Source organism: Pseudoalteromonas sp. S1727 (genome assembly GCF_005886375.1).
Lineage (GTDB): Bacteria > Pseudomonadota > Gammaproteobacteria > Enterobacterales > Alteromonadaceae > Pseudoalteromonas > Pseudoalteromonas haloplanktis.
In genome coordinates this window covers 1-2,530 of record NZ_PNDT01000154.1, presented here as the reverse complement: position 1 = coordinate 2,530, position 2,530 = coordinate 1, and the positions used below count along the sequence as shown (strand labels likewise).

The 2,530-nt window shown below is 54.9% G+C and carries 1 protein-coding gene; it reads left to right on the top strand.

The features are described 5' to 3' along the window. Positions 1-11 precede the first annotated feature (11 nt). Positions 12-2,530: beta strand repeat-containing protein (locus tag CWB85_RS21145; RefSeq protein WP_249314944.1), on the top strand; the 2,519-nt coding region annotated here is incomplete at its 3' end.

Genomic DNA, 2,530 nt, shown 5'->3' with positions numbered 1-2,530 from the left:
CGGCGGGCACCGTGGTCAGTATCAGGATAGACGATGCCAATGGCGACAGTTATGGGTTAAGCGCCACCGTTCAAGGGGATGGCTCATGGCAGGTTACAGCGCCAAGCTTACCTGATGGCGGATATACCGTGACAGCCAGCATCACGGATGCCGCGGGCAACACCGGCAGTGACACCGGCACCGGCCGTTTAGACACCCTTGATCCGCTGATCAGCATTAATAACCTTGGGGCAATCAATGATGACACCCCAACACTCAGTGGTACTTCATCAGAGCCACAAGGGACAGTGATCAGCCTCACCGTCACCGACAGCAGCGGCACCGTCACCTCACTCAGTGCCACGGTTGATAGTAATGGCGAGTGGGCGGTCACCGCGCCGGTGCTTGCTGATGATGATTATACCGTGGTTGCCAGCGTCAGCGATGCAGCAGGCAATAACAACAGTGCCACCGATAACTTCACACTCAACACCTTAGCCCCGAGTGTTACAATCAATGTCATTGGCGAAACCAACGACACCACACCGACCATAAATGGCACCAGCAGTGCACCTGATGGCAGTGTCGTCACTGTGGTGATAAATGACGGCATTAATCCCGCCGAGACCCTGCAAACCACAGTCTCAGGGAATACGTGGAGTGTTACCGCGAATACAGCGCTCGCCGAAGGCGACTTTAGCGTCACCGCCACCGTGGCAGATATCGCGGGTAATGAAGGCACGGCCACAGCGACAGGGATCATCGATACCACGATGCCGGATATAACGATCACTCCACCGGCAGACAGTAACGATACCACCCCGACCATCAGCGGCACAGCCAGTGCGCCACAAGGGAGCACCGTCACGCTGGTGTTTAATGATGCAGAAGGAAATTCACACACAGTCACCACACAAATGTCACCAAACGGCACCTGGTCAGTTCCAGCCATGGACGCATTAGCAGAAGGGACGTACACGGTGACAGCGAGTGTTTCAGATCAAGCAGGGAACCCCGCCAGTGCAAGTGTAACAGGAGTCATCGATTTAACTGCGCCAGTTATCAGCGTGAATGCGCTGGCAGACAGCAGTGATGTGACCCCGCTCATTAGTGGCCAAAGCAGTGGCGTGCCAGCGGGCACGCAAGTGAGCGTGACACTCATTGGCGCCAATGGGGCAGTCCAAAGCGCGACAGCGACAACGGATGCCGCAGGCAATTGGTCCGTGGAGGCCAGTAACGCGATAGCCGAAGGTGAGTACACAGTCAATGTGAGTGTCACCGACGCCGCAGGCAATATCGGCAGCGATAGCGCAACTGGCATGATAGACACGCAAGCGCCAACCGTCAGCATCGATGCACCGGCATTAACCAACGACAATACCCCAGTAGTGACCGGTACATCGGATTTAGCGAACAGTGATATCGCGATTACCTTCACCGATAGTAATGGCAGCCATACAGTGACAGTGCAAACCGATGGCAGTGGCAATTGGAGCGCTGAAGCTGCGCAACCATTGCTTGATGGCGCTTACACAGTCACCGCCAGTCTCAGCGATGCAGCTGGCAACACTGGTAGCGCTACTGACAATGGTGTGGTGGATACCATACCGCCAGCGCTTGCCTTTGTGCCCACCTTCTTGCTTGGGCAACTCGTGACCCTCACCGGCACTTCCGATTTACCAGCGGGTAGCACAATCACCATCACCGAAAACTTACTCGGCGGCGGTATTGGGGCAACCTACACCACAACCACCGATGCCAATGGTGATTGGAGTCTACTCGGTTTAACCATTCCATTACTGAGTGTGGCCTCCGTGACCGCCAGTGCCAGCGATGAAGCAGGCAATATACGCACGATTAACTCGCTTGATTTTGATGGTACACCGCCGACTTTAACCGTGAATGTGGATACACTTAGCAACGATAATACCCCAGAAGTCAGCGGCACAACGGATGCAGGGCAAGGCGCAGCGGTGACCGTGTTAGTCACCGATAAAGACGGTAATACGCAAACCGTCACCGCCATAGTGGATGCCAATGGTGAGTGGGCAATCAGCCCAACCACCCCATTACCCGATGGTGAATTTACGATTGATGTGAGTGTTAGCGACGGGGTCGGCAACGAAACCAGCGACTCAATTAGCGGCGTGATTGACACCGCCGCGCCGAGCCTCACTGTGCAAGGGGTCGGAGATGGTAAAGATGTCACCCCAGTATTCAGTGGCACAAGTAATGAAATCGGCGGCACAGTCACCTTAGTTGTCACGGATGCAAACGGGGTTGCACAAACCCTGACTGCAACAGTACAAAGCAATGGCCAATGGTCAGTTGAAGTTCCTAATGGCCTCAGTGAAGGCGACTATAGCGTGGATGCAAGCATCACTGATGCGGCAGGAAATGACACGCAACTTGCCTTAACCGGTAATATTGATACGTCAGTGCCGGGTGTGACTGTTAATGATAATGGCCTGGGCAATAACGCCACACCGACAATCACAGGCACCTCAACCGAGCCTGCGGGCACCGTGGTCAGTATCAGGATAGACGATGC